The sequence below is a fragment of the Janthinobacterium sp. TND4EL3 genome, assembly GCF_900156175.1.
In the GTDB taxonomy this organism is placed as follows: Bacteria; Pseudomonadota; Gammaproteobacteria; order Burkholderiales; family Burkholderiaceae_D; genus Janthinobacterium.
On the sequence record NZ_FTMV01000010.1, the window covers coordinates 69999 to 96739 of the forward strand.

Annotated in this window: 28 protein-coding genes, 1 tRNA gene and 1 pseudogene; 9 read left to right on the forward strand and 21 right to left on the reverse strand. The window is 62.3% G+C overall.

Annotated elements, in window-relative coordinates; translation table 11 throughout:
• Genes benC through BXA07_RS16475 form a run of 6 tightly spaced genes read right to left on the reverse strand, consistent with a single transcriptional unit; the run spans position 1 to position 5288 of the window.
• Positions 1 to 1020: a benzoate 1,2-dioxygenase electron transfer component BenC gene (benC, locus tag BXA07_RS16450; protein ID WP_076569017.1), complete on the reverse strand. Its 1020-nt coding sequence runs from the start codon at positions 1018 to 1020 to the stop codon at positions 1 to 3.
• A gap of 27 nt (positions 1021 to 1047) precedes the next feature.
• The gene (gene benB / locus BXA07_RS16455) at positions 1048 to 1539 is read right to left on the reverse strand and encodes a benzoate 1,2-dioxygenase small subunit (protein ID WP_076569019.1); all 492 of its coding nucleotides are present in this window, start codon (positions 1537 to 1539) and stop codon (positions 1048 to 1050) included.
• Positions 1536 to 2912 carry a benzoate 1,2-dioxygenase large subunit gene (benA, locus tag BXA07_RS16460; RefSeq protein WP_076569021.1) on the reverse strand — a complete coding sequence of 459 codons (1377 nt, stop codon included), beginning with the start codon at positions 2910 to 2912 and terminating at the stop codon, positions 1536 to 1538. The genes benB and benA overlap by 4 nt, the downstream gene beginning before the upstream one ends.
• A gap of 10 nt (positions 2913 to 2922) precedes the next feature.
• Positions 2923 to 3843 carry a catechol 1,2-dioxygenase gene (catA, locus tag BXA07_RS16465; RefSeq protein ID WP_076569023.1) on the reverse strand — a complete coding sequence of 307 codons (921 nt, stop codon included), beginning with the start codon at positions 3841 to 3843 and terminating at the stop codon, positions 2923 to 2925.
• A 34-nt stretch (positions 3844 to 3877) separates the two neighbouring features.
• Entirely contained in the window at positions 3878 to 4168 is a 291-nt protein-coding gene (gene catC, locus BXA07_RS16470; protein ID WP_076569025.1) for a muconolactone Delta-isomerase, read from the reverse strand.
• A 10-nt stretch (positions 4169 to 4178) separates the two neighbouring features.
• Positions 4179 to 5288, reverse strand: coding sequence for a muconate/chloromuconate family cycloisomerase (locus tag BXA07_RS16475; protein ID WP_076569027.1), 1110 nt, complete (start codon positions 5286 to 5288; stop codon positions 4179 to 4181).
• 100 nt (positions 5289 to 5388) lie between these two features.
• On the opposite strand from BXA07_RS16475, the gene BXA07_RS16480 reads away from it, so the two are divergent.
• Positions 5389 to 6303, forward strand: coding sequence for a LysR family transcriptional regulator (locus BXA07_RS16480; RefSeq protein WP_076569028.1), 915 nt, complete (start codon positions 5389 to 5391; stop codon positions 6301 to 6303).
• Between the two features lie 21 nt (positions 6304 to 6324).
• Here the strand turns inward: BXA07_RS16480 and BXA07_RS16485 are convergent, their stop codons facing one another.
• The 3 genes from BXA07_RS16485 to BXA07_RS16495 form a co-directional block, all read right to left on the reverse strand.
• Positions 6325 to 7410 carry a porin gene (locus BXA07_RS16485; protein ID WP_076569030.1) on the reverse strand — a complete coding sequence of 362 codons (1086 nt, stop codon included), beginning with the start codon at positions 7408 to 7410 and terminating at the stop codon, positions 6325 to 6327.
• 34 nt (positions 7411 to 7444) lie between these two features.
• Positions 7445 to 8800: an MFS transporter gene (locus BXA07_RS16490; protein WP_076569032.1), complete on the reverse strand. Its 1356-nt coding sequence runs from the start codon at positions 8798 to 8800 to the stop codon at positions 7445 to 7447.
• Positions 8801 to 8893: 93 nt separating this feature from the next.
• Positions 8894 to 10075: a benzoate/H(+) symporter BenE family transporter gene (locus BXA07_RS16495; RefSeq protein ID WP_244556316.1), complete on the reverse strand. Its 1182-nt coding sequence runs from the start codon at positions 10073 to 10075 to the stop codon at positions 8894 to 8896.
• 329 nt (positions 10076 to 10404) lie between these two features.
• On the opposite strand from BXA07_RS16495, the gene BXA07_RS16500 reads away from it, so the two are divergent.
• On the forward strand, positions 10405 to 11802 hold the full coding sequence (locus tag BXA07_RS16500) for a GntP family permease (RefSeq protein WP_076569209.1): 1398 nt from the start codon (positions 10405 to 10407) through the stop codon (positions 11800 to 11802).
• 35 nt (positions 11803 to 11837) lie between these two features.
• Here BXA07_RS16500 and BXA07_RS16505 read toward each other — a convergent pair whose 3' ends face one another.
• The 8 genes from BXA07_RS16505 to BXA07_RS30220 all read right to left on the reverse strand — a co-directional run bounded on the left by BXA07_RS16505 (position 11838) and on the right by BXA07_RS30220 (position 18304).
• Complete coding sequence (locus BXA07_RS16505) at positions 11838 to 12542, reverse strand: hypothetical protein (protein ID WP_139335616.1); 705 nt, start codon at positions 12540 to 12542, stop codon at positions 11838 to 11840.
• An 88-nt stretch (positions 12543 to 12630) separates the two neighbouring features.
• Positions 12631 to 12990 (reverse strand): hypothetical protein, encoded by a 360-nt coding sequence (locus BXA07_RS16510; RefSeq protein WP_076569036.1) that lies wholly within the window; start codon positions 12988 to 12990, stop codon positions 12631 to 12633.
• 151 nt (positions 12991 to 13141) lie between these two features.
• The gene (locus BXA07_RS16515) at positions 13142 to 14062 is read right to left on the reverse strand and encodes a fatty acid desaturase family protein (RefSeq protein ID WP_076569038.1); all 921 of its coding nucleotides are present in this window, start codon (positions 14060 to 14062) and stop codon (positions 13142 to 13144) included.
• Positions 14063 to 14072: 10 nt separating this feature from the next.
• The gene (locus BXA07_RS16520) at positions 14073 to 15191 is read right to left on the reverse strand and encodes a glycosyltransferase family protein (RefSeq protein ID WP_076569040.1); all 1119 of its coding nucleotides are present in this window, start codon (positions 15189 to 15191) and stop codon (positions 14073 to 14075) included.
• Entirely contained in the window at positions 15188 to 15919 is a 732-nt protein-coding gene (locus BXA07_RS16525; RefSeq protein ID WP_076569041.1) for a hypothetical protein, read from the reverse strand. The genes BXA07_RS16520 and BXA07_RS16525 overlap by 4 nt, the downstream gene beginning before the upstream one ends.
• Positions 15903 to 16895, reverse strand: a complete 993-nt coding sequence (locus tag BXA07_RS16530) for a hypothetical protein (protein ID WP_076569043.1) — start codon at positions 16893 to 16895, stop codon at positions 15903 to 15905. Before BXA07_RS16530 ends, BXA07_RS16525 begins: the two co-directional genes overlap by 17 nt.
• A gap of 18 nt (positions 16896 to 16913) precedes the next feature.
• The gene (locus BXA07_RS16535) at positions 16914 to 17948 is read right to left on the reverse strand and encodes a glycosyltransferase family 2 protein (protein ID WP_083708340.1); all 1035 of its coding nucleotides are present in this window, start codon (positions 17946 to 17948) and stop codon (positions 16914 to 16916) included.
• A gap of 107 nt (positions 17949 to 18055) precedes the next feature.
• Entirely contained in the window at positions 18056 to 18304 is a 249-nt protein-coding gene (locus BXA07_RS30220; RefSeq protein WP_139335617.1) for a hypothetical protein, read from the reverse strand.
• Between the two features lie 289 nt (positions 18305 to 18593).
• Between BXA07_RS30220 and tssK the strand changes: the two are divergent.
• Positions 18594 to 18761: pseudogene (gene tssK, locus BXA07_RS31645) on the forward strand (type VI secretion system baseplate subunit TssK); the annotation flags it as partial.
• A gap of 27 nt (positions 18762 to 18788) precedes the next feature.
• On the opposite strand, the gene BXA07_RS30225 reads toward tssK, so the two are convergent.
• The 3 genes from BXA07_RS30225 to BXA07_RS16550 all read right to left on the reverse strand — a co-directional run bounded on the left by BXA07_RS30225 (position 18789) and on the right by BXA07_RS16550 (position 21887).
• Complete coding sequence (locus BXA07_RS30225) at positions 18789 to 19181, reverse strand: hypothetical protein (RefSeq protein ID WP_139335618.1); 393 nt, start codon at positions 19179 to 19181, stop codon at positions 18789 to 18791.
• Positions 19182 to 19662: 481 nt separating this feature from the next.
• Positions 19663 to 19739, reverse strand: a tRNA-Pro gene (locus BXA07_RS16545).
• Between the two features lie 54 nt (positions 19740 to 19793).
• Positions 19794 to 21887 carry an AsmA family protein gene (locus BXA07_RS16550; RefSeq protein WP_076569045.1) on the reverse strand — a complete coding sequence of 698 codons (2094 nt, stop codon included), beginning with the start codon at positions 21885 to 21887 and terminating at the stop codon, positions 19794 to 19796.
• A 123-nt stretch (positions 21888 to 22010) separates the two neighbouring features.
• On the opposite strand from BXA07_RS16550, the gene BXA07_RS16555 reads away from it, so the two are divergent.
• Genes BXA07_RS16555 through arsH form a run of 3 tightly spaced genes read left to right on the forward strand, consistent with a single transcriptional unit; the run spans position 22011 to position 23528 of the window.
• The gene (locus BXA07_RS16555) at positions 22011 to 22382 is read left to right on the forward strand and encodes an ArsR/SmtB family transcription factor (RefSeq protein ID WP_170909679.1); all 372 of its coding nucleotides are present in this window, start codon (positions 22011 to 22013) and stop codon (positions 22380 to 22382) included.
• Entirely contained in the window at positions 22379 to 22801 is a 423-nt protein-coding gene (arsC, locus tag BXA07_RS16560) for an arsenate reductase (glutaredoxin) (RefSeq protein WP_076569047.1), read from the forward strand. Before BXA07_RS16555 ends, arsC begins: the two co-directional genes overlap by 4 nt.
• Before the next feature lies 1 nt (position 22802).
• Positions 22803 to 23528 carry an arsenical resistance protein ArsH gene (gene arsH, locus BXA07_RS16565; protein ID WP_076569049.1) on the forward strand — a complete coding sequence of 242 codons (726 nt, stop codon included), beginning with the start codon at positions 22803 to 22805 and terminating at the stop codon, positions 23526 to 23528.
• Positions 23529 to 23588: 60 nt separating this feature from the next.
• On the opposite strand, the gene ispB is transcribed toward arsH, so the two are convergent.
• Positions 23589 to 24578, reverse strand: a complete 990-nt coding sequence (gene ispB / locus BXA07_RS16570; protein ID WP_076569050.1) for an octaprenyl diphosphate synthase — start codon at positions 24576 to 24578, stop codon at positions 23589 to 23591.
• Between the two features lie 304 nt (positions 24579 to 24882).
• On the opposite strand from ispB, the gene rplU reads away from it, so the two are divergent.
• From rplU to obgE, 3 genes are all read left to right on the forward strand, one after another.
• The gene (gene rplU / locus BXA07_RS16575; protein ID WP_038500602.1) at positions 24883 to 25194 is read left to right on the forward strand and encodes a 50S ribosomal protein L21; all 312 of its coding nucleotides are present in this window, start codon (positions 24883 to 24885) and stop codon (positions 25192 to 25194) included.
• Between the two features lie 40 nt (positions 25195 to 25234).
• A complete protein-coding gene (gene rpmA / locus BXA07_RS16580) occupies positions 25235 to 25507 on the forward strand; it encodes a 50S ribosomal protein L27 (protein WP_070219281.1) in 273 nt (90 codons plus the stop codon).
• 114 nt (positions 25508 to 25621) lie between these two features.
• Complete coding sequence (gene obgE / locus BXA07_RS16585) at positions 25622 to 26731, forward strand: GTPase ObgE (RefSeq protein WP_071325171.1); 1110 nt, start codon at positions 25622 to 25624, stop codon at positions 26729 to 26731.
• The last annotated feature ends 10 nt before the right edge of the window (positions 26732 to 26741 follow it).

Below are 26741 nucleotides of genomic sequence, written 5' to 3' on the forward strand. Positions count from 1 at the left end.
TCACGCTCCGCTGCTTGCCGAGAATTTCTCGTAGTAGAAGTTGGCGGGCGTCACGCCCGTCTCATTGAGCCAGTTGCGCACCGCGTCGACCATGGCGACGGGGCCGCACAGGTACACATCGACATCGCCGCCGTTCATCCAGGCCGGTTCCACATGGGCCGTCGCATAACCCTTGCGCGCATGTGCGCTGTCGGCGGCGGCCACGCAGGTGATGTAGGAAAACTGCGGATGCGCGCCGGCGAGGCGGTCCAGCTGCTCCAGTTCCACCAGGTCGTGCTCATTGGTGACGGCGTAGACCATGCGCACCGGCTGGGAAAAGCCGTGCGCGGACAGTGCGCCCAGCATCGACAGGAAGGGGGCGATGCCGGTGCCGCCCGCCAGCAGCAGGACAGGGCGTTGCACGGGCCGCAGGTAGAAGCTGCCATAGGGACCGGCGAAGCTGGCCGCGGCACCCGGCTGGGCCGCGTCGCTCAGGTAGCTGCTCATCTGCCCGCCGGGGACGTTGCGCACCACGAATTGCGCCTGTGCCGCGCCCGGGGCCGAGCTGAAGGAGTACGAACGCGTCAGGCCGGTACCCGGGATGGCCACGTTGACGTACTGGCCCGGCAGGAAGTCGAGTGCGGCAGGATCGGCCAGGTCGATGGCAAACGCAATCGTCGATGGCGACAGGTGGCGTACTGCCGCCACCGTGCCGGCGTGGCTGGCCACGGCCGTCTTGCAGGCGGCGGAGGTGGCCGGGATCTTCACCACGCAGTCGGAGGTGGGGCGCATCTGGCAAGCCAGGATATGCCCTTGCGCCGCTTCTTCCGGCGTCAGCGCATCCTCGATATAGCTCGACGCGGGCAAGTCGTAGCTGCCCGACTCGCAATGGCCACGGCAAGTGCCGCAAGCGCCGTCGCGGCAGTCGAGCGGGATGTTGATTTTCTGACGATAAGCCGCATCGGACAGCTTTTCATTGTCGTTACATGAAATGAAGCGGGTGATCCCGTCTTCGAATTGCAGGGCGATGTTATGGCTCATCGTCGGTCTCCTTGCTGGTGAAGCTTGTTAAATGTGGTACACGTCGATGACCTGGTTGATGTAGTCGTTTTTCAGGACGACATATTTGTTCAGGATCAGCGGCTGTGCGCCGGAAAAATCGATGACGTAGCGCGACATGCCGAAGTAGCTGTAGTCGCGCTTGTAGCGGTGGCTCAGCGTGTGCCAGTTGAAGCGCACGGTGCAGATGGCGCCGTCCTGGCTTTCCAGCTCGATGTTGGCGATGTTATGGCTGGTGCGCGTGTCCGGCATGGTGGCGCTGGAACGCTCGGTCTTGATGCGGAAGACGCGGTCCTCCAGGCCCTGGCGGGTTGGATAGAAGATCAGCGAGATTTCGCGCTGCGGATCGGTGATCAGGGTGTCGTCATCATCCCAGGCCGGCATCCAGAACTGCGCATCCGGGTGATAGCACGCGAGCCAGTCATCCCATTGTTCGTCGTCCAGCAGGCGGCTTTCGCGGTACAGGAAGCCGGCGATGTCGTGCTGCGCGATGGCGCTCATGGCTGTTCTCCTTCGGCCGCCAGCGCCCGTTTCATGACGTCGAGCCAGTAGCGGTGCTGTACCGTGTACAAACCCTCATCCTCGGTGCGCGCACCGCTCATCAGCGGCTCCAGGCCGATTTCCTGCGCCGCCGCGTCGGGGCCGGCGATCCAGTGCGTGGCGCCGCGGCACATGTCATTCCACGGCATGGCGCTGCCCGCATAGCCTTGTTGGCAGGCGCGGAATTCTTCCAGGTCGTCCGGCGTGGCCATGCCGCTGACGTTGAAGAAGTCTTCGTACTGGCGGATGCGCCGCGCACGCGCTTCATCGTCCTCGCCCTTCGGCGCGATGCAGTAGATCGTCACTTCCGTCTTGTCGACGGAGATCGGGCGCAGCAAACGGATTTGCGAGCCGAACTGGTCCATCAGGTAGACGTTCGGATACAGGCACAGATTGCGCGAACGGCTGATCATCCAGTCCGCCGTCGGCTTGCCGAACTGGCGCGCATAGTCGGCGTGGCGTGAAAAATTCGGCCGGTCCTCCGGATTCGCCCACTGCGTCCACAGCAGCATGTGGCCTTGCTTGAAGGCGTAGAAGCCGCCGCCCTGGCGGCCCCAGTTGCCCGCATCCATGGCGCGGATCTTGTCTTCGCGCTGCGCCACCTGTTCCTTGCGGCGGTTGGTGGTGGCGGCGTAGTTCCAGTGCACGGCCGAGACGTGATAGCCGTCCGCGCCATTTTCCGCCTGCAGCTTCCAGTTGCCTTCGAAGGTATAGGTGGAGGCGCCGCGCAGCACTTCCAGGCCGTCCGGCGACTGGTTGACGATCATGTCGATGATCTTGCCAGCCTCGCCGAGGAATTCTTCCAGCGGCGCCACGTCGTCATTCAGGCTGCCGAACAGAAAACCCTTGTAGTTGGCGAAGCGCGCGACTTTTTTCAGGTCGTGCGAGCCTTCCTTGTTGAAGCATTCCGGATAGCCCGCGTTTTCCGGATCCTTCACCTTCAGCAGCTTGCCGCTGTTATTGAAGGTCCAGCCGTGGAACGGGCAGGTATAGGTGGCCTTGTTGCCCCGCTTGTGGCGGCACAGCTGCGCGCCGCGATGGCTGCAGGCGTTGATGAAGGCGTTCAGCTCACCTTGCCGGTTGCGCGCGATGAAGACAGGCTGGCGGCCGATATGCGTGGTGTAGTAGTCGTTGTTGTTGGCGATCTGGCTTTCATGCGCCAGGTAGATCCAGTTGCCTTCGAAGATATGCTTCATCTCGAGTTCGAACAGCGCTTCGTCGGTGAAGGCGCTGCGGTGCAGGCGGTGGTCGCCGCTTGCCTGGTCTTCGACCAGCAGCGCGTCCAGGTCGGGCGCCGCCGCAACGGCGGGCCGGTGGGGATGGATGGGAATCATGGCATCACCTTCAGGCAGCAGCGCGGCTGCGGTCGATTTGCGAAGTTGGCGCGGTGGCCGTTTCCGCATACAGGTGGAAATCGAAGTCGATCGAGGCGAACGGCTGCTGCAGGTCTTTCGCGGCCAGGGTTGCCGGGTCGCTGATGCGCGTCACGGCCGGCACCAGGCCTTCGCGGCTGGCGAAGGCGAAGTCGTCCCACAGGTATTCATCGCCGTCGATGTTGATCTGCGTGGTCAGCTGGCGCTGGCCGGCGGCGCTGATGAAGAAGTGGATGTGGGCAGGGCGCTGGCCATGGCGGCCCAGCAGGTCGAGCAGGCGCTGCGTGCTGCCGTCAGGAGGACAGCCGTAGCCCTTGGGCATGATGCTGCGGAACTGGTAGCGGCCCTGCGCATCGGTGTAGATGGTGCGGCGCAGGTTGAAGGCGGACTGGCTCTGGTCGAAGTACGAGTAGTTGCCCAGCAGGTTGGCGTGCCAGACTTCCACCTTGGCGCCAGGCAGCGGCTTGCCTTGCTGGTCGTAGACGGTGCCCTGCATCAGCAGCACTTCTGCCTGCGCGCTTTCGCTGCCGTCGTCAAGACGGGCAAAGCCTTCGCTTTCGGGGGCGCCGGCGACATACAGCGGCCCTTCGATGGTGCGCGGCGTGCCGCCGTTCAGGCCCGCCCTGGCTTCGGCTTCGTCGGCGCGGATATCCATGAAGCGCTCCAGGCCCAGGCCCGGCGTCAGCAGGCCCAGTTCGTGCGAAGCGCCGGCCTTGGACAGGAAATCGAGGCCGGTCCAGAATTCGGCTGGCTGGATGTCCAGGTCTTCCATGGCCTTGCACAGGTCGCTCACCAGGCGCAGCACGATGGCTTGCACGCGCGGATTGGCGGGGCGGATGGCGGCGTCGACGATCCAGCTCTTGACCAGGGTATCAATGTCATTGTGTGTCATGTTGTCTCCTCTGTTGGGAATGGTGGTGCGGTGATTAAAGGTCGTTGGTACGGACCGAAGACGGATGCCGGCACAGCGGCATCACTTCGATCTGCATGTATGGGTACAGCGGCAGCGACATCAGCAGCGCGTGCAGCTCTTCGTTGCCAGCCACGTCGAAGATGCTGACGTTGGCGTACTGGCCGGCGATGCGCCACAGGTGGCGCCACTGGCCCTGTTCCTGCAGGCGCTGCGCCAGCGCCTTTTCTTCTTTTTTCAGCAAGTCGGCCCGGTCGGCCGGCATGTCGGGCGGCAGTCTTACATCCATCCTTACGTGGAACAGCATGGCAATCTCCTTATTGGCGCGCCAGGTGGCGCAGTTTGTCGGTATCTACCTGCACGCCCAGGCCGGGGCCGGTGGGTACCTGCAGCATGAAGTCGCGGTACACCAGCGGTTCGCGCAGGATTTCCTGCGTCAGCAGCAAGGGGCCGAACAGTTCCGTGTCCCATGACAGGTCGGCAAAGGTGGCGCACAGGTGGGCGCTGGCCGCCGTGCCGATGCTGCCTTCGAGCATGGTGCCGCCATACAGGCCGATGCCTGCCAGTTGCGCCACCGTGGCCACCTGCTGCGCGGGGATCAGCCCCCCCGACTGGGTAATCTTCACGGCATACACGTCGGCGCTGCTGGCGCAGGCCAGGCGGAAGGCGTCGCCGGGGCCGTGCAGCGCCTCGTCGGCCATGATGGCGACGTCGAAACGGGCGGCCAGGCGGCCCAGCGCGGCCGTGTTATCGGCGCGCACCGGTTGTTCGATCAGGTCCACGCCGCCATCCTGCAGTGCGGCGATGCCGCGCATGGCTTCGAGCTCGCTCCACGCCTGATTGACGTCGACCCGCACGCTGGCCGCATCGCCCAGGGCACGCTTGATGGCCAGCACGTGCGAGACATCGTCAGCCACGCTGCGCGAGCCGATCTTCAGCTTGAAGATGCGGTGGCGGCGCAGTTCCAGCATCTGCTGCGCTTCGGCGATGTCCTGCGCCGTGTCGCCGCTGGCCAGGGTCCAGGCGACGGGCAGCGCATCGCGCACGCGGCCGCCCAGCAGTTCGCTCAGCGGCACGCCAAGGCGCTGGCCCTGCGCATCGAGCAAGGCTGTCTCGATCGCGCACTTGGCGAAGCGGTTGCCCTGGATGGTCTTGCGCACTTTCGCCATGGCCATGGCCACGCCGCTTGCCTCCATGCCGACCAGCAGGGGGGCGATGTGCGTGTCGATATTCGTCTTGATGCTTTCCGGGCTCTCTTCGCCATAGTTCAGGCCACCGATGGTGGTCGCTTCGCCCCAGCCCTCGATGCCGTCGGCGCAGCGCACGCGCACCAGCACCAGCGTCTGCGACTTCATGGTGGCCACCGACATCTTGTGCGCGCGGATGGTTGGCACGTCGGCGAGAATGGTTTCTATGCTGAGTATCATATTTAATTTGTATAATGTGAGCAGGTATGTGTACGATATTCCCCGTTACACCCCACGTCCAACACTGTTTTGGTATGGTTTCAATACTTAAAAGGTATATATGGAGCTGCGTCACCTGCGTTATTTCGTCGCCGTCGCGGAAGAAAAGAATTTCACGCGGGCCGCCGAACGCCTGCACATCGCCCAGCCGCCCCTGAGCCGCCAGATCCAGCAGCTGGAGGAGGAGCTGGGAGTGCAGCTGATCGAAAAGGGATCGCGTCCCTTGCGCCTGACCGAGGCGGGACGCTTCTTTTATGCGCATGCGCAGGAGCTGCTGGCCAAGGCTGCCGACCTGAAGACCATGACCCAGCGCGTGGGCAAGATCGAGCGCACCTTGTCGATCGGCTTTGTCGCCTCCACCCTGTATGGCCTGCTGCCGGAGATCGTGCGGCGCTTTCGCGAACGCTATCAGGCGGTGGAGATCAGCTTTCACGAGCTGACCACGATGGAGCAGCTGCAGGCCTTGAAGGAAGGCCGTATCGATGTCGGCTTTGGCCGCCTCAAGCGCGAGGATGCCGCGATACGCCGCATCGTGCTGCGCGAAGAGCCGCTGATCGTGGCGCTGCCCATGGGGCACCGGCTCGCCGCGCAAACGGGGCCGCTGAAGATGAACGACCTGCTGCACGATCCGCTCATCGTCTATCCGAAGTCGCCCCGGCCCAGCTTTGCCGACCAGGTGCTGGCCACCTTCCACGACCGCATGATCGTGCCGGAACAGGTGATCGAGGTGCGCGAACTGCAGATCGCCATCGGCCTGGTGGGCGCCGGCCAGGGCATTGCCATCGTGCCCGACAGCCTGCAGGGCATGAAGCGCAACGACGTGGTGTACCGCGCCATCGACGACCGGCGCGCCGTATCGCCCATCATCTTCAGCGTGCGGCAAATGGACCGTTCCGAGGAACTGGCCAATATGCTGGCCGTGATCTATGAAATCTACGACGCCTGCAATCTGCCCCACGTCAAGGAAGAGCTGTAGCCCGACGCGGGGAAGGACTGGCTAGAACGCGTGGCGCACGCCCATCAGCACGCCGGACTGGTTCAGCCCCGCGCCCACGGTACCGCCGGCATCGAGGGCGATGGCGGCGCCGCCCTTGTTCTGCATGCGGCCCAAGGAGGCGTGGACGGCCGTGCGCCTGGACAGGTAATAGGTGGCGCGCAGCACCGCCAGGTTGGATGCCTTCGGGCTGTCCTTGACGTCCAGGCGCGACAGCTGGCCGTCGAGCTGCCACGGGCCGTCGAAGGTGTAGGACGCGCCCAGGTAATACAGGCCCAGGCGGCTGTCGCTGGCCGCATCGATGCGGCGCTCGATGGCGCCGCCGCCGATCTTGGTTTGTCCCAGCACGGCGTAGCCATTGAGCGAAATGCGCCGGTCGGTATCGGCCGCGCGCACCAGGCCGTTGGCCGCGCCGGGGCCGCCGCGCAGCTGGTCGTACGAGGCCGAGGCGCCCCATGTTTTGCTATCCCAGGCCAGCATGCCCGTCACCTGGCGGCAGGCGCGCGCGTTGCCGGGCACTTCGCCCGCGCAGCCGGTGGCGGCCGGCCCGCCCGCCGAAGATGCATCGCGCCCAAAGCTGTAGGTGGCGCCCACCGTCAATTCCTTGAACACGCCCAGGTAGCCGATGGCGTTGTCGCTGCGCGCATTGGGCAGGTACAGATCGAGGCTGCTGATGCTGAAGATGTTTGGCCCGATAATGTCCGACCTGGCCGTGGCGAGGAAGGTCATGTTCACCTGCCGGCCCAGCATCAGCTGGCCGTAGGCATTTTTCAGGCCCACATAGGCGGCGCGGCCGAACAGGCGGTTGCCCTGGCCCATGGTGCCCATGTCGGCGCCGATGCCCGTTTCCAGGGCGAAGATGGCTTGCGCGCCGCCCCCCAGGTCTTCGCTGCCGCGAAAACCGATGCGCGATGGCAGCGAGGCTGTCAGCGACGGCATCTTGACGATGCTGTCGCCGGCGGCGTTGGCATTGGTGGTGTAGGCCACGCCCAGGTCGAGCAGGCCGTACATGGTTACTTGCTGGGCGTGTGCGCCCGTGCTCAGGCATCCTGCCGCGATCAGTGCCGCGCAGGCGATAGTGTTGTTCATGCTGGTCTCCGTTGTTGTCGTGATGTTGTCGTGCTTATGATTGAACGGCGCGCGCGCGTGGCGGCATCGCCGGTGCCGCTTGCACCGAGGCCGAACGGCCATGGCGTATGAGCGATACGGCGATGACGGCGATGGCCGCGGGGATGGCGATGGCCATGAAATTCTGTTCCAGCGGCAGCGCCATGCCGACCAGCGTGCCGATGGCGATGGGCGCCAGGATGGCGCCGCTGCGGCCTACGCCCGATGCCCAGCCGATGCCGGTCGAACGGATCGCCATCGGATAGAACTGGCCCGCATAGGCATAGGTGACGATCTGCGTGCCGATGGTCGAGGCGCCGGCCAGGCCCACCAGCAGGAACAGCAGTTCGGTGGGCACCTTGAAGCCAAGCAGGGTAATCGACACGGCCGCCAGCGCGTACATGCCCATCAGCACGTACTTGATGTTGAAGCGGTCCGCCAGCCAGCCGCCGCCGACGGCGCCGATGACGGCGCCGAAATTCAGCACCAGCACGAAGGTCAGGGCCGAACCGAGGCTGTAGCCGGCGCTGGCCATCAGCTTGGTGAGCCAGGAACTGAGCGCGTACACCATGAACAGGCACATGAAAAAGGCAATCCAGAACATCGCGGTGCTGAAGCCGCGCCCATCCTGGAACAGTTTGCCGATGGGAGCACCCTCGGCGCGGTCCTGCGCGGGCAGGGCGAAGCGGTCGCCCGCATCGGGACGATACGACGGCTCCATGCGCGCGACGATCTGCTTGAGTTCATCGAGGCGGTTTTCGCGGATCAGGAAGGGCATCGATTCGGGCAGCGTTTTCAGGATCACGGGGATCAGCAGCACGGGCAGGCCGGCGGCCAGGAAGACGGACGACCAGCCATAGGTTTCCAGCAGTCCCTTGCCCAGCAACGCCGCAAGCATGCCGCCCACGGCATAGCCGCTGAACATCAGGGTGACCATGGTGGCGCGGATTTTCTTCGGCGAGTATTCCGTCATCTGCGCCACCACGTTGGGCATCACCCCGCCGATGCCCAGCCCTGCCAGGAAGCGCATGGCACTGAAGGTGTACGGGTCGTGCGTAAAGCCCGCCGCCGCCGTGAAGACGCTGAACAGCGCGATGCAGATGGCAATCGCCTTGCGCCGTCCGATGCGGTCGGCGATGGTGCCGAGGAAAATGGCGCCAAACATCATGCCGAACAGCGCGGAACTGACCATGAAGCCCGCGTTTTGCGCCGTCACGCCCATGTCCTTCATGATCGAGGGCAGGGCGATGCCGGCCACGGCCAGGTCATAGCCGTCGCAGATGATGATGAGGGCGCACCATAGCAGTACCCCGGCGTGGAAGCGGTTGAAACGGGCCTTGTCGGATAATTCGTGTACGTCGATATGTCGCATGATGCAGGTCTCCTGGGTGTTGTTGTGGGTTGTGGAGGGCCAGCCGCGGCCGGATGGGCGCGCGGGTGTGGTGAGGGAAGTGCGGGATATGCGTCAGGAGGGGCGCGCGGCCTGCCGCCGCCTGGCATGCAGGAGCCAGCAGGCCAGCATGCCGATCAAAATGCCCCAGAAGGCCGAACCGAGGCCCAGGAAGCTCATGCCCGAGGCGGTCGCAAGGAAGGTGATGACGGACGCTTCGCGGTGGTCTTCGGCCGCCGCCATGCCGGCGAGGTTGACGGTGATGGCGCCCAGCAGGGCCAGGCCGGCCAGGGTGGCCACCAGCTCGCGCGGCAGGGCGGCGAACAGCATCACCAGCGAGCCGCCGCACAGGCCGGCGAGCAGGTAGAACAGCCCGTTGGCCACGCCGGCGATGTAGCGCCGCGCGGGATCGTCGTGCGCATCGCGTCCCGTGCACATGGCCGCGGTGATGGCGGCGATGGCGATCGTGATGCCGCCCGCGCAGGCCACGGCCAGCGAGGCCAGACTGCTGGCCGTGAGGATGGGGCGCACCGGGCTGTCATAGCCGGCCCCGCGCAGCACGGCCATGCCGGGCAGGTACTGGCCGGTCAGGGTGGTCAGCACCAGCGGCAGCGCCAGGCTGAAGGTGCCGGCCCACGACCAGGTGGGCGCGATGAAGCGCGGCATGGCCAGCTCCAGCGTGATGCCGCCAAAGTGCGTGTGGCCGCCGGTCCAGGCCAGCAGCGCGCCGGTGAGCAGCAACAGCACGATGCAATAGCGCGGCAGCAGGCGCTTGAATACCAGGTAGGCGGCGATCATGCCGCAACCGAGGACAGGCAGCGAGCCGATGGATTTGAACGCATTCAGGCCGAATGGCAGCAAGATGCCGGCCATCATGCCGCTGGCAATGCCTTTGGGAATGAGCGCCATCAGACGGTCGAACTGGCCCGTCACGCCGATGGCCAGCAGGATCAGCGCGGCCGTCAAGTATGCGCCCACCGCTTCGCTGACCGGCATGGCGGGAAACAGCGTGATCAGGAGCGCCGTGCCGGGCGCCGACCAGGCCGTGATGACGGGGATGCGCAGCTTCCAGCTGAGGAAAATGCCCGCCAGTCCCGCGCCGATGGAAATGCCCCAGACCCAGGAGGCAAACATGGCATTGCTCATGTGCGCCGCCTGGGCCGCCTGGTAAAAAATCGCCAGCGGACCCGCATACGATACCAGCACGGCCATGAATCCGGCGGCCACGGCTGATACGGACCAGTCTGCCAGACGCAGCCCGCCGGCGGTCTGGCCGCCGTCGCGTGGTTCCGGCTGCAGGCCGGCTGCGTGCTGCTGTGGTTTTATGCTTTGCGGCAAGATATCACCTTGACTGTTATCTGATATATGTAGAGTAGATAACTGGGGCGATGGCGTCCAACACCGATTGGGTATCCATTCGATACTTAAAAGGTATGCGTGCGCACAGCAAGCAAATGCGCCGGGAAAGCGCCCCCCGTGTTTGCCGCCGCGGAGAAATTGACATGGTCAATAGGAAAACGCCATGAATCGTGGTACTTTTTGCATGGTTGCTGATCGATAAATTCTTGTGCAGAGGTCCGAACGACATGTCTTTTCTGATAGTGCTGGCCGCCCTGGCCTTCCTCATGCTGGCCGCCTACCGTGGCTACAGCGTGATCCTGTTTGCTCCCGTGGCCGCGCTGGGCGCCGTGCTCCTGACCGACGCGTCGGCAGTGGCGCCCGTGTTCAGCGGTATCTTCATGGAAAAGATGGTGGGCTTTATCAAGCTCTACTTCCCCGTGTTCTTGCTGGGCGCCGTATTTGGCAAGCTGATTGAACTGTCCGGATTTTCCCAGTCCATCGTGGTGGCCGCCATCCGTTATATCGGCCGCGCGCGCGCCAATGCCGTGATCGTTGCCGTGTGCGGCGCCCTGACCTATGGCGGCGTATCGCTGTTCGTGGTGGTGTTTGCCGTGTATCCGTTTGCGGCCGAACTTTACCGCCAAAGCAACATCCCCAAGCGCCTGATGCCGGGCGCCATCGCCCTCGGTGCCTTCTCCTTCACCATGGACACCTTGCCCGGCACGCCGCAGATCCAGAACATCATTCCCACCACCTTTTTCCAGACCACGGGCTGGGCCGCGCCCTGGCTGGGCACCATCGGCGCCGTGCTGACGGTGGCAACGGGCCTGGTCTACCTGGAATGGCGGCGGCGCTCGGTAATGGCCAGCGGCGAAGGCTATGGCGGCGATACCGAGCCGGTCGCCCCGGCCGACCCGGCGAATCTGCCGTCGCCACTGCTTTCCGTCGCGCCGCTGTTGCTGGTGGGCGTGGCGAACTTCCTGCTGACGCATGCGATACCGCGCTGGTATGGCGCCAGCCACGTCATCACCAGCGATGAGCTGCCGGGCCTGCATGCGCCCGTGACCACCTCGATCAGCGCTGTGGTCGGCATCTGGGCCGTCGAAGGGGCCTTATTGCTGGGAATCTTGCTGGTATGCGCCACCGCCTTCCGTCGCATCAAGGACTCCTTTGCCGAAGGCACGAAGACCGCCGTCGGCGGCGCCTTGCTGGCAGCCATGAATACGGCCTCCGAATATGGCTTCGGCGGCGTCATCGCCGCGCTGCCCGGTTTTATTGCCGTCAGCAATACGCTGCGCAGCGTGCCCGACCCGCTGGTCAATGCGGCCGTCTCGGTGACGACCCTGGCCGGCATCACGGGCTCGGCCTCGGGCGGCATGAGCATCGCGCTGGCCGCCATGTCCGACAGCTTCATCGCCGCCGCGCACCAGGCCCACATTCCGCTCGAAGTGATGCACCGCGTGGTGGCCATGGCCAGCGGCGGCATGGACACCCTGCCGCACAACGGCGCCGTCATCACCCTGCTGGCCGTGACGGGACTGACGCACCGGCAGTCCTATCGCGATATTTTCGGCATCACCGTGATCAAGACCGGCGTCGTGTTCTTGGTGATTGCTACTTATTATTTGACCGGGCTCGTGTGAGTCATCGGTTTGGGGGCGTCAGGATGGCGCTAGGGTTAAGGGGGATTGATTGCTGGAACAAGATCGACAGCTTGCACGGTTAATTCGCCTATCGGCACTCGCCGCGCAGAACCGCTGACCGGCTCGAACAGCACGATAGGTATGGGGACGATGGAAATCAGGATCACGGTGGATGTGAGAACGCCGGTAACCAAAAATGGACTAATGAATATGAATCCGCCAAATAAGCCTGATTCGATCACCCCCTTGGCCAGTAAGCGGCCGCTTGAGCCATGCTTTGTCGGGCGCCAAAAATAGCGCCAGAAACTATTCGGTCCAATGAGTGTCTTGACTTGGCGGGTTCTCGAGTAAAGCAGGCCGCATATAAAAATGAGCATGCCCGCTGTCGCCACAAGGCTGAGTTGCCAAGCCTGTTCAAGCATCGGCTGCCATTTGATTTCATCGATTCCCAGAACCAGGGAAATCATGGCATACACCGATAATCCGAGCAGATCCAATACGGACGTATAGACTGTTTGGTGTGGTAAGCCAAATGTCGTTTCAACCGCCATAGCGACGCCATAACCAAGCAATGTAAGGGTCAGACTGATGGCCGAAATGATCGTGATGCCCCATGTAATGCTGTTGCGGGCCTTTTTAACAGCATTGATATTGTCACGTGACAGCCTGGTGCGCATGGCGCCAGACGCCATACGTTTGCCTTGATTCACCTGAGGCGTTTGTGTCAGAGGTGGGCGCATGACCATGCTCCTTGTTGGGGCGCTTGCCTGCGGCGCGGCGTCTGTTTCCTGACGCCGGCGTTGACTGCTCCGGCCGCTTTGGCGGCGATCACCATGGCATGCCTCTCAGGGCTTGTCCCAATTGCTGCAGGAAGATCAAGAACCGCACCACGACAACGAATGTTGCAATAAAAACCAATCCATACTGCTCGCCCATTGTGACTCGGCCTGATTTTTGCAGCTTGAACGATGCCCAAAGAAACAGACACAGAGTGATGCCCGCAAGCGGGATTTTCAGCGGCCGGTCATTGAAATCAGGCACGCTGATGCCGGTGAATATCGCAATGAACTCAGTCGGATGATCGATCAGGAGCAGAAAAAAGGCGAGGATCGGGAGAAATCCGATGAGCAGTCCAAGGAGATAGGCTTTTTTCTTGCTTACCGCTTGCTCCGACGGATGATTCATCATGGCTTAGGCGCCTTCTAAGTAAATTATGCCAACCAGCGACGCAGATTTATGACGCGAATTAAGATAAGCAGGGGAAGATGGCAATTGATGATATTGGTCGTGTGAGAGGGTTCGAGCCTCAATTGATCGTGTACGAACGCAAAGCATGCGGTCAGTGTTCAGCAGTTTGCTTGAGTTGGCTGACGTCTCTCAGCACCTGTCCATACGATCGATACAAGTTGGCCGCCGGCAGGCGGCCTTGTTGCGCCATTAGCGCATGCACTTGCTGCAGGCGATAGAAGGGTACGCGTGGATATTCATGATGCTCGATATGGTAATGGATTCGATGTGGTCCGACGAAAAAAGTTTGCCAGCTGCGCCGTACGACGGTACGCGCACTGAATCGCTGATCTTCCGATGCCCGGTAGCCGGCATGCTCGGTGATCGCGCGTATGCGCCCGAACAGCGGTAGCAAGGTCAGCGCTGGCAAGATCCAAAGCCATACGTACAGCGCTGCATGTCCCGCCGCCGCGAGCAGGCCGATCATCGCGCCCTGCACCGCAACGATGCTGGCGATTGCGTAGAACCCCTTGCCGTGGCCGGCAGCCTTGTGCGCATTGCGGCCACGCCGCCTGGTGCGCACCAGATTGCGCGCGCTGAGGAAGTAACCGATGCCGGTGGCATCTTTGAACAAACGCCACACCAATTCCCTGCGCGTCACGGGGTAGTCGTCGATGCCGAATATGGTGGCGACCGGATCGTCTGCCACCATCGGCGCGCGGTGATGCTGCAAGTGCCCGCTGCGATAGAAGTCCATCACCAGCAGCAATGGCGCTGCCGCGAACAGCTGGCCTGCGATGTCGTTCAGTCGCCGATACGACAGCAGCGTGCCGTGAGCGCTTTCATGCATCAGCACGGCTAGCGCGAGCTGGGTGCGGGCGATCAGGATCGCGCTCAGCAGGAGCACCAGCGGATGCGGAAAGCGGATAGCCGCGACGAAGCAGGCAGCAATCAGCGCCCAGTCAAGTGCGATGGCGAGTAGTGCGCGCGGATTGCTGATCGTGGTGAGGTGCGCTGGTAATGGGGGGCTCATGATGGACGCCTCATTGTTGGACAGACCGCTTGGCCAGCTCGTACAGCACCGCTACCCAGCTCTGCAGGCGTGCGCCGGCTACCGCGCGGCCGTCCTGCGCAGGCAAGGTGGGGGCGCTTTGCAGCAGATCGGCGCACGCGCTGCACAGGTCATGGGCGAACGTGGCCGCGTCGCCGCGCCAGATGACGATGCGATGTGCCAGCCCCAGCGCCGCCGCGCGCGCTGCGTTGATTTTCTGCTCCGGCTGCTCGGTTAGCACCAGCACGATGGGTCGACCGTAGACCAGCGCCACCGACAACGCCGCCATGCCGGGTGCCGAGACGATCAGGTTGCTGGCGGCAGCCTGCCGCACCCAGTCGGCGTCCTGCGCCTGCCATCGCGCGCGTCCGGCATAGCCCTCGCCGACCAGCGTTGCGTGCATGCCGGCCAGGCCCAAGCCGGTTTCGACGCCATCGGCCAGGCAGGGGTCGCGGAAATGGGGATTGAGGTAGACGGCTGCGCACGCCTGCGGGCGCGGCACTGCGGCGTCAGGCAGTGAAGCCACAACGACCGGAGTCGGCAGGCGGAATGTGGCGCCGTCGCGAGTCGCCTCGTAGCTGAAGTCGTGCTCAATGCGCGCTAAGCTGGCGTTGATCTGCCATCCGACGATGCGATGGAACAGGCGTGACAGGATAGCTGGCAGTCGCCCGGAAAAATTGTTCTGGACCACCTGCCGCAAGCTGGCGCCGTAGACGTGTACCACCTTGCCCCGCCATGCCGGCATGCAGCCCATGAAAAGCAATGCCGGGTGAAAGGAGTCGTTGATGATTAAGTCCGCGCTGCGCAGAGCGACGCGTAGTTGCATAATGTCGCGGCACATCCGCGACGGTCGGAACAGATAGTTGGCAATTTTTGCGTCCGTTTCTGCGGGCAGCATATTTTGCCGGGTGTCGAACTGGACTGCGTAGTGGTGCGACAGCACGTGCGCAGTGATGCCGAAGCCGGCCAGGAAAGCGACCCCTTCGTCCGATGTGGTCAGTACATCGACATCGGCGCCGTATTCGCGCAACGCATGCGTGAGTAGTTGTGCGCGCATCAGGTGGCCGCGGGCGTCGGCCGTTGCCAGATAGGTCACCTTGATGGTGTTCATGGACGGGCGGGCCACAGCCGCAACGCGGCGCCGGCCAGATACATGATGAGCGCGCTGGAGACGCCCCAGGCACGGTCGATGGCGCGAATTTCATCGAGCAGCGATGCGAGGCTCCCGTGTTCGGACGGCAGCACCAGACGCGCCAGCGTATGCTGGCACAAGCGAACGTGGCGGTCTTCATCGCTCAGCACGCCAACCAACAGGGAATATAGCGGATGAACTGCGCCAATCAGCGTGCAATGGCGCCGCAGAACGCGGGTGAACGTCTGTTCGGCGCACAGGCCGATAGCGAACGCCGGGATGAGGTGGCCTGCGGAAAAGCTGGTGCCGTAGCGATGCGCGAGTGTGCGCCATTGCGCGATCTTGCGCAGGGTGAGCGCGTCGGGCCGCGCGGACAAAGGCAGCGGTGCAATCCCGCCCCGCGCCGTTAACGCAGCCGCAAACAGCGAAGCATGACGCCGTTCGTCCGCCAGGTGCTTTTCCATTTGTCGCGCCAGCCAGGCCGGCGGCTGGCCCAGCAGGTCAGACTGCAGCGCGATTTCGCTGGACTCCTCGCCGATCAGGTAGATACGCAACAGCAGCCGTTCACCGGCCACGCTGGCATGCAGTTGGCGCAGGGCGGCACGCTTGATGCCGTCGACCCAGCGCGCCTGTATGGCCGGCAAGCCGCGTAGTGGCGGCTCTGTCAATCGGGCCGCCAGCGTCCATCCCTCAGCGTGCAAGCGCATCGCCCGCTGCCAGCTGATTGCCTAGCACGAGCCCGATAAAGCTTTGCTGCAGGAAAGCCGCCGCAGCATTGCCGGCCCCGGCAAAGGCCTGTTGCTGCTCGCCGTAACGCAAGTAGCCCTGGCCGTGCACGGCGCCGATGGTCAGCTTGTCGCGTGCGGCGAAGCCACGCTTCATCAGTGGCTTGAGCAGCGGCTGGTCGCTCAGGCCGTACAGGAACAGTTCGCGCCGGACCACGTGGTCGGGGATTTTGCCGGTCAGCGCTTCCAGCTCGAATGACCAAGTGCCGTGCGCCAGCAGGCCGCCGGCGTTGCCGGTGCCTGGCGGATCGCTGTGCAGCCGTGCGCGCATCACCGGCTTGGCTACCTTGCCTGCACCGAGCGCGATGGTGATGTCGGGATTGCCCGTGTTCGCGCCGCGGTTGTCGCGTACCTGCACCAGGTGGCTGGACAGGCGCGCTGCCAGGGCGGGATCGGACACCAGCTTTGTGGCTTGCTCGAACGATACCAGCACCCGTCGGCCACTTGCCGCCGGCACGTCCACCAGATAGGGATCGATGCGTACCGCGCTGAACGCCCCCTTGACCGGTGTATGCGCATGGCCGCTGACTGACCAGCCGTTTCCGGATTTGCTCAGTATCAGGTGGACGCTGACCGGTACGCGACGGCCCGCTTCGTCCAGTGCCGAGCCTTGCAACAGCACGTCGCCGACGATGGTCTTTTTGTCATAACGGCGGGCGTTGCTGAAGTGGATCTGGTGCGAGCTGGTGTCGACTGCTGCCGTGGTGAACTGGTCGTCGAGGCCGATGCGGTTGCACATCTCGGCGCGCATGCTCACCTCGGGAAGCGGGCAGCCGCTGCTTGATGCAAAATAGTGAACGCCACGCCCCTCCAGGTCGGTGGCGCGGGCGCTACCGGTCAGCGCCAGTGCGCTCAGGGCTACCCAGTGCAAGGTGGTGTAGGAACGGTGCAAGGTCATGGCAGGGGTTTCCCGTGGTTAGCGTTCATGGTAGGACAGCGATTGGGCGTCGGCGCCCTCGGCGGCAGCGCTGCGGATACCCAGGCCCCGGCACAGTGCGCCAAGCATGTCCAGTCCGGAAAAAATTCCGATCAGGGCGACGGCCGCCACCCAGCGCAGGCCGCGCACCGGCGCTGCATCCTGATGGTTGAGTGCGCGCAGGCTGTACCACAGCCGCGCCGTCAGTACGCAGAGCGGTCCGACAGGACCGCTATGCCCCAGCCATTGCATGGACCTTGGCAGATAGGTACGCACCAGGTGGGGCGTCAGGCCGACCGTGTCCTGTCCGCGTAACCAGCGCAATTTGAGCAGCTCGAAGCGGGTATCGGGCAGCTTGTGCTCGGTGTGCGCCCGCGCCGCGTAGTGCAGAGCCACGCCCGCGGCTTGGAGGCGCAGGCCCAGCACCTGACAGTGCGCGCGGTACACGCCGTCGAGTGGCTGATAGCGGTGTTGCGCGAACACCTCGCGCAAGAACACCACGTTGTTGGCGTAAAAGTTGCGCGTCGCGCGAGCTTGCAGCCGGCTGGGGAAGTACATGAAGTCAATCGTGGTGAGGGCGGTGCCTGCCACAGTGGCGGCGTAGCTGGTGCGGCCGGCTACCACCGCCGGTGGCGCTGCTTCCGTCAGCGGCGCGATCAGCTGTTCAAGCCAGTCTTGCTCGGGCTTGCAGTCGGCGTCGGCGAAGCAGACGTAGTCGCAGTGGTCTGCATGGACGGCGTCGAAACCGTCGTTCTTGGCCTGGTAGTAGCCGGTGCTTGCATTGATCCGCACGAAGTCGATGCCGCGGCCTGCCAGGCGCTCCGCGCTTGTGCGAATGCGCTCGCACAAGCCGTCGTGCGTGACGACCACTTGCGCGAGTGCGCTCAGTGCGACGCTCTGTTGCGCCAGCAGGCCGATCACATGCAGCAGGCTGGCGCCGGCCGCATCCAGACTGGCACCGCCGCGCAGGTTATTCGTCTCCAATACCAGCGCGGTACGCGCGGCGACGTGCTCATGCGGCATATTGATTTCCATTGCCCAAACAAGACGAGGGCCGTTAATTGGTCACATCTGCGCACCTCTGCGTGGCCAGTCCCTCAACTCTACCCGGATGAGGCTGCTAACCAAGCCAAGCTGCAGGCTTACGGATTGTCTATTCCGAGATGCCATTTTGCTCTGCTAATTCCGACCTCATCTTGTTTCTGGACAATATCTGCATTAGTTTTTTCGGGGTATTGATGGGACCAGCCCACTGCTGTCATGCTGGCGAACGGCAGGCCACGGTGAATCATGGAATACCTGTCTTCACGACCGCAGTCTGCTTCGGGCAGGCAGATGCAGTGCTGTTGACTTGGTAATAATTGCCTCCGCGCTATCAGCTGAATCTTCATTACTGGCGCAGTGGCTGCCACGCAGGTGAGCCGCTGCCGTTCATCGACTGACACTGCGAACCGATACCAGGTACCCCCCCCCAAAAAAAAAGTTATTGTGATTTCTGACTTCCATAAGCGGCGCTCTGCGATGTTGCCCGCTGCTAGCAGTGCTCGCACTGCGTCTCAGCAGGTGCCTTGCATAGCATCCGGTTCTGTTCTTCATAACTTCACAATAATTTCTGATGATTACTTTAAAAGTGGAAATACCGAATAACTATGGTTATTTGCCACCGGCCGCGCAATCGCCTTGCCCGGCCTGCAACTGGTGCACATGGCCCAGGTACCGATGGAAGTGCCGGTCCGCCCGAATGCTTATTATTTCTCGATTGATAACCGTGGTGCGCTTTACGAGGCGATGATGAAGGTCCAGGCGATAGCCATCTATGCACCCAGCACCTTCACGGAACTGTGGATGGAGTTGTTCGCCTCACGGATTAACGTGTCATTTCCGCCTGTGATACATCTCATTACAAATGATGATTGGCGAAATATGGCGCAGTGCAGCATAATTGACCTGTCTCCTCCAACTCCTCCAAGAATTGGATTCAACCCGCCCTCTGTTGGCGGGTTTTTTTCGACAAAATTTCGGCTTCGGGGCAGCGTTCAACTGAATATACTTCTTCCCGGCATAAATGGACGGTAAGCTGGCCGCGACCTTGCGCTTGCTCGTCATCCATTTTTCAACGCGCAATTCAATTGAGCGCGGCCGGTCTTCCTCGATGGCTGATGCGATCAGCCGTTGTTCGTCGCCGCCCCGCAAACGGTGGTCCCGTTCGTTCCAGTATGTTGGCCGACGCGCTCCGTCCATCGGGTTCTCGCCGAGACGATATTCCATACCTTTGTCGCGACCGTGCAGATGGCCCTGATGACGTCCTGCCTGCGGTCTCAGACGTAGTCTTCGGTATCGGTGGTTAGGATGTTGGGCTAGGGTTGGCGCCTCCCTGGGATAGTTCCTGGGGGCTGACGCATTGAGTGATGCTTTGGGTTTCTTCGCCGACATTGGCAGGAGGTGTAATTGTGCTTGCCCAGTTCGATGGCGTACTGCTTGGCTTGAGCGACTGAAGTGAAGGGACATTCCCGGTGGAGGTCGTCGCGATGTTTGATTGAGGCGGTGTAGCGGCTGTGGTGTTCGAGAGTGGCCATGTTGGGTTTCCTGTAGATGAAAACCCGTCCAGCGAGGCATGCGCGAAATTTTTAGCCGTTCGTGAACAAAAGCGAAAACATGTTTCGTGGCACAGCTTTGGCACAGATGGTGCCTGGACTGCACATTGATGAAAAATCGCTACAGCATAGCCCTTTGATTTCTAAGGCGAATCTGGTCGGGGTGAGAGGATTCGAACCTCCGGCCTCTGCGTCCCGAACGCAGCGCTCTACCAGGCTGAGCCACACCCCGCTTGTCTTCATTACAGCAGATGGCGGGGCCGGTTTCAAGCGGCTGCGTCAAGGTCTATTTCTTTTCCTGTTGCGCCTTCTTGATTTCCGCTTCGCTCACCTTCTTCGCTGGCGCATGCGTCGCCGGTGACGTCGGGTTCTTGCGCGTGGCGTTCGCTTGCGCCATGACGGCGGCGCAGTCCGTGTCGGGGGCCTTGTCGATGTTGACCAAAGGGAGCAGGGCGGCCAGCGGGGAGACGACGGTGGCCAGGGCCACGGCGGCGCCCGCTTTCAGGGCCAGCGGGCCTTTTTGCGGACCCACGTCCGGGTTCTTGAACGTGCCTTTTGCGTACAGCGGCGTGCGCAGGGTGATGATGCGGGCGCCCTTGGTGCGGGGGCGCACGTCGAGGTCCAGGGTTTCGTTTGCCAGGTTGACGTTGCCCGTGACGTTCACCACGGCCGTGTCCGTATCGAGTACGAAGCGGCGCACGTCGGCCTGGCCGTTCGTGACGGCGAAATCGCTGGCCAGGCAGTTCAGGTGGACTTGCTTGTCGCCAAAGATCTTCACGAAGACGGCGTTGGCCAGGTTCAGCCCCGCCAGTTCCAGCATGAACTGGCTGACGGACCCTTCGCTGACGGTGGCGGCCAGCTCGCCATTCGCGCTGGCCAGCATGGCGGAAACGGAGTTGCCGTGACCCGTCAGCGCCGCGTCGCCATACACTTCGCCGAAGCTCGCCTGCATCGATTGCAGCTTGGGAAACAGTTCGCGTATCTTGAGGTGGCGCGCCGCCACCTTCGCTTGCGCCGCGATGGTCTTTTGGCGGCCGTCAAGCGTGATGTTCGAGGTAATGTCGCCGTCGGCCATGCCGAAGTTGAGCGGCGTCAAACTCAGTACCTTGTCTTTCATGTGGATGTTGGCGACGATATCGTTGAGCGGGATATCGTGCGTGCGCACGAGTTTCTTGCCGGTAAATTTCACGTCGGCGTCGAGCGCATCCCATTTTGCCGTGTTGAACTGTTCCACGGGCAAGGCTTTATTGTCGGGCTGCACGGGTGCCTTGCCGCGCGCCTGTTTTTGCGCATTGCTGTCGGCGCCGATGGTGGGGCCCAGGTCTTCCAGGCGCAATTGCTGGGACGTCACTTCGCCGCGCAGCAGGGGACGGGGGGCGCGCGGTAAGTATTGCAGGGTGCCGGTCAGGTCGCTCTGGCCCACCGTGCCCTTGAAATTCTGATAAGTCCAGTTCCAGCTGCTGCCATCCTTCTTGCCCAGCAAGCGGCCCCTGGTGGCGTAGTCCGGCGTTTCCGGCAGCAGCACGCCCGTTAGCGGATACAGGTCGGCCATGCTGGCGCCGGCCAGACTCAGCTGCAAGTCGATGCCGGACAGCGAACGCGGATCCGTCAGGGTGCCATCGATGCTGGCCTTGTTCTTGCCCAGCACGGCGTGCGCCTGGACAGGATAGACAGTGTTGTTATCGGTCAATGACAACACGGCGCCCGCCTTGCCGCCGCCCGTCACGGGCGCCTTGCGGTAGCTGCCGCCGAGGGTAAATTCGATGCCGTATTTTTGCATAGGGGCATGGCCTTGCCCATCGCCCGGCGTGGCATCGGGTGCCGTCGAACTGACCTTGGCTTGTACGTCGAGGGCGATGCCCTCGTCCAGGTAGCGGATGGCGCCGTCGGCGAAGGCCATGCGCTGGATGTCCACTTCCCAGGCCGACGGGCCATTGTCCTTCAAGGTCCAGCTGTTGCTGCCATCGGCGCGCCGCTGCAGGGCGATCTGCGGCGCGTCCAGCGCCAGGTCCGTCAGCACCAGCCTGTGCTCCAGCAAGGCCAGCGGGTGGAGGGCCACGTCGATGCGCCTGGCGCTGGCCAGTTGCGGGCCGGCCGTGGCCCAGTCCGGGTTGCTCATGCGCACGTCCTGGGCGCTGATGACAGGGCGCGGCACGTAGCGGCGCCAGCCCGGCTCCGTCTTGAGGCCCTGCTTCCATGCCACCTGCAGGTCGCCGCCGATGACGAAGCTGCGGCCCGTGCTGTCCGACACCTTCTCGTTGATGTAGGGGCGGGCGCGGTTCCAGTCGAAGGTCAGCACGAGGATGACGAGGAGGGCGATCAGGGCCAGCAGGGCGGCCAGGCTCCAGCCGAGAATTTTCAGGGGTGTCGAGCGTCTCATGGGAATGCCAATCGCAGTGATTTTTCCTTAAGGTAGACCGATTGTTCATATCGGTCGGTGCGCTGGGTTACGCACGCAGCGCGATTGCTGGCATTGATTCCATAATTCGATTATTATTGAAGTATGGAAAACGAAAATACAATCGCAACGCAAGCCGGGCCGCTGACGAGCACGGCCGCCATCGCCGCCCTGGCCGCGCTGGCGCAGGAATCGCGGCTGGCCGTGTTCCGCCTGCTCGTGCAGACGGGTCCGGACGGCATGGCGGCGACAAAAATCGCCGAAGCGCTGGCGATCGCACCGTCGTCCCTGTCGTTTCACCTGAAAGAACTGGCGCACGCCAATCTGGTGACGGCAAGCAAGGCGGGGCGCTCCATCATCTATGCGGCCAACTATGCGGGCATGAACGGCTTGCTGGCCTTTTTAACCGAAAACTGCTGCGCGGGCTCGCCTTGCTGCGTCAGCGCGCCACATTTACCGAAGGACAGTACGACATGACGATCACGATCTATCACAACACGGCCTGCGGCACCTCGCGCAATACCCTGGCCCTGATCCGCAACACGGGTGTCGAGCCCGTCATCATCGATTACGTGAAGCATCCGCCTTCGCGCGAGGAACTGGTCGACCTGATCGAGCGCGCGGGCCTGTCCGTGCGCGCCGTCATGCGCGACAAGGGCGCCCTGTACGACGAACTGGGCCTGGCCAATCCTCAGCTGAGCGACGCGGCCCTGCTCGATGCCATGCAAGCCCATCCTATTTTGATCAACCGCCCCATCGTCGTCACGGAACTGGGCGTGCGCCTGTGCCGGCCGTCGGAAAAAGTGCTGGAAATCCTGCCGCTGCCCCAGCAAGGCGCGTTTGCCAAGGAAGACGGCCAGGCCGTGGTGGGCGCCGACGGCAAGCCGGTGGCTTGAAATGGACGATTTGCCCAACATCAGCGCCGCGCACATCGACGTGCCCAGCCTGGATAAATTGGCGCCGGTCAACGTTTCCACGCATGCGCCGCGCATTTTGCTGCTGTATGGTTCCCTGCGCGAGCGCTCGTACAGCAAACTGCTGACCCTGGAAGCGGAACGCATCCTGCGCCATTTCGGCGCCGACACGCGCGTGTTCGACCCGCATGGCTTGCCCATGGTCGACAGCGTGTCGCCCGAGCATCCGAAAGTGCAGGAGTTGCGCGCATTGTCGCTGTGGTCGGAAGGGCAAGTCTGGTGCAGCCCCGAGCGGCATGGCGCCGTCACGGGCGTCTTTAAATCGCAGATCGACTGGCTGCCGCTGGAAACGGGCAGCGTGCGCCCCACGCAGGGACGAACTCTTGCTGTGATGCAAGTGTCGGGTGGCTCGCAATCGTTCAATGCCGTCAACGGCTTGCGCGTGCTGGGACGCTGGATGCGCATGGTCACCATTCCGAACCAGTCCTCGGTGGCCAAGGCGTACCAGGAATTCGACGATGACGGCCGCATGAAGCCGTCGCCGTATTACGAGCGCCTGGTCGACGTGATGGAGGAGCTGTACAAATTTACCTTGCTCGTGCGCGACCGCCGCGACTACCTGGGCAGCCGCTACAGCGAACGGCTGGAAGCGGCGCCGGCCATCGTGCAGGAATTGGCGGGCGCGGCCATGGAGCATGAAAACAAGTAAGGACGCAATAGAAAAACGGCGCCAATGGCGCCGTTTTTGATTGATGTTGATCAAACGCGATCAGTGATTGCGGTCCACGGCAAACGAGCACAGTTGCAGCATGGATTGCTTGTAGACGCTGTCGGGCCAGCCGGCGATGGCATCGGCGGCACGCTGGCCGGCGATTTCCGCCTGCTTGCGCGTGTAGGCGAGGGCGCCGCTGCTGGTGATGGCCGTCAGGACGGCGTCGAAATGCTGTTCGTCGCCTTGCTCGATGCAGCTGCGCACCAGTTCGCGCTGTTCCGGCGTGCCGTTTTCCATCAGCCAGATCAGCGGCATCGTCGGCTTGCCTTCGCGCAAGTCGTCGCCTACGTTCTTGCCGATTTCGGCGGCGTCGCCAGCATAGTCGAGCACATCGTCGATCAGCTGGAAGGCCGTGCCCAGCGAGCGGCCGTATTCGGCGGCCGCTTCGATGTCGTCTTCGCTGGCGCCGGCAATCAGGGCGCCCAGTTGCGCCGACGCTTCGAACAGCTTGGCTGTCTTCGAGCGGATGACGTTCAGGTAGCTGTCCTGCGTCACGTCCGGATCGTGCATGTTCAGCAACTGCAGCACTTCGCCTTCGGCGATCACGTTGGTGGCGTCGGAGAGGATTTGCATGACGCGCATATTGTTCAGCGACACCATCAGCTGGAACGAGCGCGAGTGCAGGAAGTCGCCCACCAGCACGGAGGCGGCATTGCCGAACAGGGCGTTGGCCGTCTGGCGTCCGCGGCGCATCGACGATTCATCAACGACGTCGTCGTGCAGCAGGGTGGCGGTATGAATGAATTCAACCACGGCCGCCAGTTCATGGTGCGCCGTGCCGCGATAGGCGTGGGCGTTGGCCACCAGCAAGATCAGCACGGGGCGGATGCGTTTGCCTCCTGCGCTGATGATGTATTCGGCGATCTGGTTGATCAGAATCACATCGGAATGCAGTTTTTGGCGGATCACCGTGTTGACTGCGTCCATATCGGCGGCAATCGTTTGCACGATGGTGTTTTGGTTAACGTGTTTGTTAGCGTCAGACAAGGCGAACCTGCAATAGATTGTGGGTGCCGCGATTATACGACATGGCTTGCGCGTGCGTGACGTTTGCCTATGACTGTAGGGTAATTGATTGATCTTGTTGGCACTGCCGCGCGCTTTGCTGTCCGCCTTGCGCAAGCCTGACATCGTGTCCAGGTTGTCGACATACCACGATCGCCAAGCTTTGTGAATACTTTTTGACGCAATTTCTCAGTCCGTGTATAATCGCTGGTTCCCCCTGTTGTGTACGGCTTGCTTTGCGTGACAGTGGGACAAATTCTTTCAACATTTGATGAGGTTTCAAATCATGTACGCGGTCATAAAAACCGGTGGCAAACAATACAAAGTTGTCGCTGGCGAAAAACTTAAAGTAGAACAGATACCGGCAGACATTGGTTCCGAAATCACCATCGATCAAGTTCTCGCAGTAGGCGCGGGCGACACCATTAAATTTGGTGCGCCATTGGTCGAAGGTGCAACGGTACTGGTTACGGTTGTGGCGCATGGTCGCCATGATAAGGTCAAAATTTTCAAGATGCGTCGTCGTAAGCACTACCAGAAGCATCAAGGCCATCGCCAGAATTTTACCGAAATCCAAATCGTTTCGATCAACGGCTAATCGCCGCTGTTTGAATTAATCAGCTATCAAGGAGTCTTAAATGGCACATAAAAAAGGCGGCGGCACAACGCGAAACGGCCGTGATTCAGAATCAAAGCGTCTGGGCGTTAAAGTCTACGGCGGCCAAGCTATCAATGCTGGCGGCATCATCATTCGTCAACGCGGCACCCCAGTGCGCGCCGGCGAAGGCGTAGGCATGGGCAAGGACCACACTCTGTTCGCGTTGATCGCTGGCAAAGTGAAGTTCGTTGTCAAAGGTGCCGGCTCGAAGCAATTCGTGACCGTTGTACCAAACGAAGCAGTACCAGCGTAATTCATTCGCGGAGCGCCAGTTCGCTCCGCCATGATCGCATGATGTAAGGCGCAAGCCTTCAATCGAAAGGCTCTGCCCAAGGTAGAGCCTTTTTAGTTTTATGGCGGCAAAATTATGAAGTTTATCGACGAAGCAAAAATCGAAGTCATCGCGGGCGATGGCGGCAACGGCTGCGCATCTTTCTGCCGTGAAAAATTCCGGCCTTTCGGCGGTCCCGATGGCGGCGATGGCGGCAAGGGCGGGTCCATCTGGGCTGTCGCCGACCGCAATATCAACACGCTCGTCGATTTCCGTTTCTCCAAAATGCACAAGGCTCGCAATGGCGAGCCTGGCCGTGGCGCAGATTGCTATGGCAAGGGCGCCGATGATATCCATCTGCGCATGCCGGTCGGCACCTTGATCATCGACAACGCGAGCGGCGAAATCCTCGCCGATTTGACCGAACACGGCCAGATCGAACTGCTGGCCAAGGGCGGCGAAGGCGGCTGGGGCAATATCCACTTCAAGTCCTCGACCAACCGCGCACCGCGCCAAAAAGGCGAGGGCAAGGAAGGCGAGCGCCGCGAACTGCGCCTGGAACTGAAAGTCCTGGCCGACGTGGGCCTGCTGGGCATGCCGAACGCCGGCAAGTCGACCTTTATTTCGGCCGTCTCGAACGCGCGTCCGAAAATTGCCGATTATCCATTTACCACCTTGCACCCGAACCTGGGCGTGGTGCGCGTGTCGCACGAGAAGAGCTTTGTGATCGCCGACATTCCCGGCTTGATCGAAGGCGCTTCCGAAGGCGCGGGCCTGGGCCATCAATTCCTGCGCCACTTGCAGCGCACGGGCCTGCTGTTGCACATCGTCGACCTGGCGCCGTTCGAAACCAACGTCGATCCTGTCAAGGAAGCCAAGGCGCTGGTCAAGGAACTGAAAAAGTACGACGAGTCGCTGGTCGACAAGCCGCGCTGGCTGGTGTTGAACAAGCTCGACATGGTGCCGGAAGAAGAGCGCAAGAAGATCGTCAAGGACTTCCTCAAGCGTTTCGCCTGGAAAGGTCCCGTTTTCGAGATTTCCGCGCTGAACCATCAGGGTTGCCCGGAATTGGTCAATGCGATTTATCAACATCTGGAAGAGAAGAAACACAGCGAGAGCCGTGCCGAAGAAACGCAGATGACCGAAGAAGCACGCGGTATCTCGTCGATCGACCCGGATGATCCGCGTTTCAAGATTCTCGACTAAGAGCCTTACC

Coding starts and splice junctions, on each gene's coding strand:
- rplU (WP_038500602.1), top strand. CDS start 24,883: ATGTACGCGGTCATAAAAACCGGTGGCAAACAATACAAAGTTGTCGCT.
- BXA07_RS16485 (WP_076569030.1), bottom strand. CDS start 7,410: ATGAACAACACTATCGCCTGCGCGGCACTGATCGCGGCAGGATGCCTG.
- catA (WP_076569023.1), bottom strand. CDS start 3,843: ATGACACACAATGACATTGATACCCTGGTCAAGAGCTGGATCGTCGAC.
- BXA07_RS16505 (WP_139335616.1), bottom strand. CDS start 12,542: ATGCGCCCACCTCTGACACAAACGCCTCAGGTGAATCAAGGCAAACGT.
- benC (WP_076569017.1), bottom strand. CDS start 1,020: ATGAGCCATAACATCGCCCTGCAATTCGAAGACGGGATCACCCGCTTC.
- BXA07_RS16480 (WP_076569028.1), top strand. CDS start 5,389: ATGGAGCTGCGTCACCTGCGTTATTTCGTCGCCGTCGCGGAAGAAAAG.
- arsH (WP_076569049.1), top strand. CDS start 22,803: ATGGACGATTTGCCCAACATCAGCGCCGCGCACATCGACGTGCCCAGC.
- BXA07_RS16525 (WP_076569041.1), bottom strand. CDS start 15,919: ATGCGCTTGCACGCTGAGGGATGGACGCTGGCGGCCCGATTGACAGAG.
- BXA07_RS30225 (WP_139335618.1), bottom strand. CDS start 19,181: ATGGAATATCGTCTCGGCGAGAACCCGATGGACGGAGCGCGTCGGCCA.
- BXA07_RS16555 (WP_170909679.1), top strand. CDS start 22,011: ATGGAAAACGAAAATACAATCGCAACGCAAGCCGGGCCGCTGACGAGC.
- benB (WP_076569019.1), bottom strand. CDS start 1,539: ATGAGCGCCATCGCGCAGCACGACATCGCCGGCTTCCTGTACCGCGAA.
- catC (WP_076569025.1), bottom strand. CDS start 4,168: ATGCTGTTCCACGTAAGGATGGATGTAAGACTGCCGCCCGACATGCCG.
- BXA07_RS16500 (WP_076569209.1), top strand. CDS start 10,405: ATGTCTTTTCTGATAGTGCTGGCCGCCCTGGCCTTCCTCATGCTGGCC.
- BXA07_RS16530 (WP_076569043.1), bottom strand. CDS start 16,895: ATGACCTTGCACCGTTCCTACACCACCTTGCACTGGGTAGCCCTGAGC.
- BXA07_RS16490 (WP_076569032.1), bottom strand. CDS start 8,800: ATGCGACATATCGACGTACACGAATTATCCGACAAGGCCCGTTTCAAC.
- BXA07_RS16515 (WP_076569038.1), bottom strand. CDS start 14,062: ATGAGCCCCCCATTACCAGCGCACCTCACCACGATCAGCAATCCGCGC.
- obgE (WP_071325171.1), top strand. CDS start 25,622: ATGAAGTTTATCGACGAAGCAAAAATCGAAGTCATCGCGGGCGATGGC.
- benA (WP_076569021.1), bottom strand. CDS start 2,912: ATGATTCCCATCCATCCCCACCGGCCCGCCGTTGCGGCGGCGCCCGAC.
- BXA07_RS16520 (WP_076569040.1), bottom strand. CDS start 15,191: ATGAACACCATCAAGGTGACCTATCTGGCAACGGCCGACGCCCGCGGC.
- BXA07_RS16535 (WP_083708340.1), bottom strand. CDS start 17,948: ATGGAAATCAATATGCCGCATGAGCACGTCGCCGCGCGTACCGCGCTG.
- BXA07_RS16550 (WP_076569045.1), bottom strand. CDS start 21,887: ATGAGACGCTCGACACCCCTGAAAATTCTCGGCTGGAGCCTGGCCGCC.
- rpmA (WP_070219281.1), top strand. CDS start 25,235: ATGGCACATAAAAAAGGCGGCGGCACAACGCGAAACGGCCGTGATTCA.
- BXA07_RS16475 (WP_076569027.1), bottom strand. CDS start 5,288: ATGATACTCAGCATAGAAACCATTCTCGCCGACGTGCCAACCATCCGC.
- BXA07_RS30220 (WP_139335617.1), bottom strand. CDS start 18,304: ATGAAGATTCAGCTGATAGCGCGGAGGCAATTATTACCAAGTCAACAG.
- arsC (WP_076569047.1), top strand. CDS start 22,379: ATGACGATCACGATCTATCACAACACGGCCTGCGGCACCTCGCGCAAT.
- BXA07_RS16510 (WP_076569036.1), bottom strand. CDS start 12,990: ATGATGAATCATCCGTCGGAGCAAGCGGTAAGCAAGAAAAAAGCCTAT.